The 3,763-nt window shown below is 48.2% G+C and carries 3 protein-coding genes; all 3 read right to left on the minus strand.

Going from position 1 to position 3,763, the window contains the following annotated elements:
• A partial coding sequence (locus H6S82_RS23170; protein WP_191056776.1) for a HEAT repeat domain-containing protein occupies positions 1–392 on the minus strand: 392 nt, incomplete at its 3' end.
• 154 nt (positions 393–546) lie between these two features.
• The gene (locus H6S82_RS23175) at positions 547–1,944 is read right to left on the minus strand and encodes a cation:proton antiporter (RefSeq protein ID WP_347339534.1); all 1,398 of its coding nucleotides are present in this window, start codon (positions 1,942–1,944) and stop codon (positions 547–549) included.
• 144 nt (positions 1,945–2,088) lie between these two features.
• Positions 2,089–3,675, minus strand: a complete 1,587-nt coding sequence (locus H6S82_RS23180) for a SulP family inorganic anion transporter (protein WP_190463260.1) — start codon at positions 3,673–3,675, stop codon at positions 2,089–2,091.
• Positions 3,676–3,763 lie beyond the last annotated feature (88 nt).

Genomic DNA, 3,763 nt, shown 5'->3' on the forward strand with positions numbered 1-3,763 from the left:
ACTTCAGCCAAATCACCCAATGCTTCTGCGGCTGAAGCTCTTACAACCCAATCAGAGTCACTACGAAGGAGAGACTTAATTGGTTCGATCGCTGTTGTGTAGTCGAGTGTGGCGAGCGCATCCACTGCATCGGATCTAACAAGGTCTTCTGAGTCAGCTAACATTTTTACAAGTGCAGGGCCAACCGTCTCAATTTCTTCGTCTCCCAGCCATCCTAATGCCTCTACTGCAAGCATCCGAATATCTTCTTCAGGGGAAGCAAGCAACTCAACTAAGGTCGGGACAGCTTTATAGGCTTCTAACTTTCGTAGCTTTATGATTGCTGGTGCTTGTCTGTAAGGATCGCCCGATCGACAGTCTTCCAGTAAAGACTCTATATTAGAGTGACTCATAAGCACCCCTTTCTCAAAACTTATGGATTTAATTATTTTTGTCTAAAGTATGAAAGTATTTTGATCTTCAAAAATAGTTAGTGAACTACTCCAACTATACCTTGAGGTTAGTTGGAGCTTCTGATTGTGGTATTTGAGATCGACCCCAGCAACCTCACGGTGTTGGCTGAGATTCACCCCCTAAAACTGGTTGTTCCCTGGCAGGTTCTCCTGTGCTTGGCGGTTCCACTGGCTCACCAAAAGCCAAGCGCAGAAACGGCGGTGCTAGAAATGTGGTGAGAATCACCATGATAATAATCGATACTTCCAAGGGCTTACTGAGAACGCCACTGGCAGAACCGATACCGGCAAACACTAACCCGACTTCTCCCCGTGGAATCATACCAACTCCGATCGCCAATCGATTAATACCGGGTTGACCGAACACCGACCAGCCTGTCACTATCTTGCCGACAATAGCAACCACCATCAAAAATACAGCGATCGACAATCCAGCCCGATTTTCAGGTACGGTCGGATTCAAAACACCCAAATCGGCTCTCGCTCCCACTGTCACAAAGAAAATGGGCACTACCAAATCGGCGACCGGCTTCACCAGTTCATCTAATTCGTTGCGAGCATCGCTTTCATCTAGAACTAAACCAGCAGCAAACGCACCCAAAATCGCTTCCAGGTGAATTGCATTGCCCAGAAATGCCATGAAATAGGCAAATATAAATGCTGGGATGACGATATTGCCACGAGTTTTGAGTTGATTGACGATCCGCTCAAAGGTTTTATTGAAGATGCCACCCAAGAGAATGGAACCGATCAGAAAAGCGGTTGCACTGACAATCAAATAGATGACATTAGTAACATCAATTTCACCCGTTTTCGCTAAACTGGCGACAACAGCCAGGACGATAATTCCCAGCACATCATCAATGACAGCAGCACCAACAATGATTTGACCTTCTTTCGATTTCAGCTGTCCTAATTCAGACAATACTTTGGATGTAATCCCAATGCTTGTTGCCGTTAAAGCAGCCCCTGCAAAAATTGCCGGAATCGCGGGAACGTGGAATAACGTCATCAAGCCAACAGTACCTGCTGCAAAAGGAACTGCCACCCCCACACAAGCTACAATCGTGGCTTGATATCCCACTTCTTTTAATTGTCGCAAATCGGATTCCAGACCGATTTCAAATAGCAGAATAATCACGCCCAATTCTGCTAGCACGGAAATGACTTCACTCTGGGATTCAAATATACTTGTGGCAGCTGCGGGGGAGAGATGATTAATCCATTCCAGAATCGTCATCACCACTGAATCAGAGGCAGACAGCCCGCTTTCGGGAAAGATAATCAGGTGTAATGCAGATACCCCGACGATTACACCGGCCACCAATTCCCCCAGAACTGGCGGAAAATCTAACCGTTTGGCTATTTCTGCGCCAATTTTACTGGCTAGATAAATTATCACCAAACTCAGCAGAACTCCGGTGAGAACGATCGGTGAATTTTCTGCCTCGACAGTTGCCAACAAGGGCGAGGGGAAAAGCGGGGATGTCATCCCAGTTAAAGCTGTAATTGTATGGTTCAAAAACATGAGTTACGCGGTAAAGACGATGTGAACCTGATTTGAATCGGAGGCAACCGATTGTTAGTTTCCTGACGCATCAGGTTACCTCGATTCGTCGAACTTGTCATGCCCTTTTTAGGCGACTGCCTCTTTGTTGTAAACCAGGTCAACGGCTTGACGCAGGGCGACCGTGCGATCGCTCAAGATATGTTCTGAGGTAATTAGATCGAACAGTCCCAACTTCTGTAAGCGGCGCTGAATTTTCTCACTCGCACCGACGATATAGATCTGCAACCCTTTATCATAGGCATCGCGAATCGCATTTTCGATCGCCAGCGAAGCAGTCACTCCCAGCAAAGGCACATCGGTGAGATCCATTACTAACGCATCTGCATCCTTCATGGCATTGTGTTCGCGTGCGATCGCTTTCGATAAGCCAAAAATCATTGGGCCACTCAGGTAAAATAACAGCACGCGCCCTTTGCCTTTATCCAGTAGGAACTTCTCCTCTTCGCTCAATCGTGCATCGTCATCTGTATCGGCAATCAGCTTAACTTCCTGAGATTGCAAACTACTCAACCGTTCGATAGTAAGAATATTGGCGATAAACACACCTATACCTACTGCCACAATCAAATCCACAAATACAGTTAAGAGCAATACCCCGTACATGATCGCGGAACCCTTGAGGGATACCTTGTGCGATCGCTTCAAGAAACTCCAGTCAAGAATATCAATCCCGACTTTCAGCGCAATCCCTGCCAACACTGCCATCGGAATCGGTTGGGTCAGCTTGGCAGCGCCCAAAACCACCACTAGCAGCACTAACGCCCTTGTTAAACCCGATACCGCTGTGGTTGCACCCGTTTGGATGTTGACCACCGTTCCCATCGTCGCACCTGCACCCGGTAAGCCACCGCACAGACCGGAAACAATATTGCCGATGCCTTGACCGATCAATTCCTTATCGGATTTATGTTCAGTCCGGGTGAGACTATCTGCGATCACCGCTGTCAGCAAGGTATCGATACAACCCAGCATTCCCAACATCACCCCATCCACTAACATCACTGTCACTTGACCGGGTGTAAAAGTAGGGAATTGCAATGGGGGAAGGCCCACCGGAATTTCGCCAATGCGGCGAATTTCCACACCTTGAAATACTGTCAGAGAAATCACAGTTCCAACAATCAACGCCACCAGTTGGGGAGGCACAAAGCGCTTCAGCTTTTTGGGCATGAGGAAAATGATCCCCACCGTCAAGAGACCTAGAATTGCCTCCGGTGGATTCAAATTGGCAATCAATTGCGGAATCGCCGTTACGGTGCCCAAAACACCCCCCTTTGGCGCTGCTTGGCCTAAAAAGGGTGCAATTTGTAGAATAACCAGAATCACGCCAATCCCCGACATAAAGCCGGAGATTACGCTATAAGGCATCAGGGTAATGTATTTCCCTAATTTGAAAACCCCAAATACGATCTGAAAAAGCCCTGCCAGCATAACAACGGTAAATGCCATCGCCAAACCCTTGTCTGGATTGCTGGCGGTGAGTCCGGCGACGATCGCCGTCATCACCACAGTCATTGGGCCAGTCGGTTCGGAAATCAGCGTGGGAGTGCCGCCGAATAAAGCTGCAAAGAAGCCGACGCAAATAGCACCATACAGACCGCCGATCGGCCCGACTCCGGAGGCAACACCGAAAGCCAAGGCAAGCGTTGACATCCTCCTCGACCTAAAGGTACGAGGATTCCAAAGATCGCTCTTTGGGCTTCCTCTTTCCACGACTCGGCTTACTTGGAGGGATTTCTCC

Origin of the sequence: Planktothrix sp. FACHB-1355, assembly GCF_014748295.1 — a bacterium.
In the GTDB taxonomy this organism is placed as follows: domain Bacteria; phylum Cyanobacteriota; class Cyanobacteriia; order Cyanobacteriales; family Aerosakkonemataceae; genus Aerosakkonema; species Aerosakkonema funiforme_A.

Coding starts and splice junctions, on each gene's coding strand:
- H6S82_RS23180 (WP_190463260.1), bottom strand. CDS start 3,675: ATGTCAACGCTTGCCTTGGCTTTCGGTGTTGCCTCCGGAGTCGGGCCG.
- H6S82_RS23175 (WP_347339534.1), bottom strand. CDS start 1,944: ATGACATCCCCGCTTTTCCCCTCGCCCTTGTTGGCAACTGTCGAGGCA.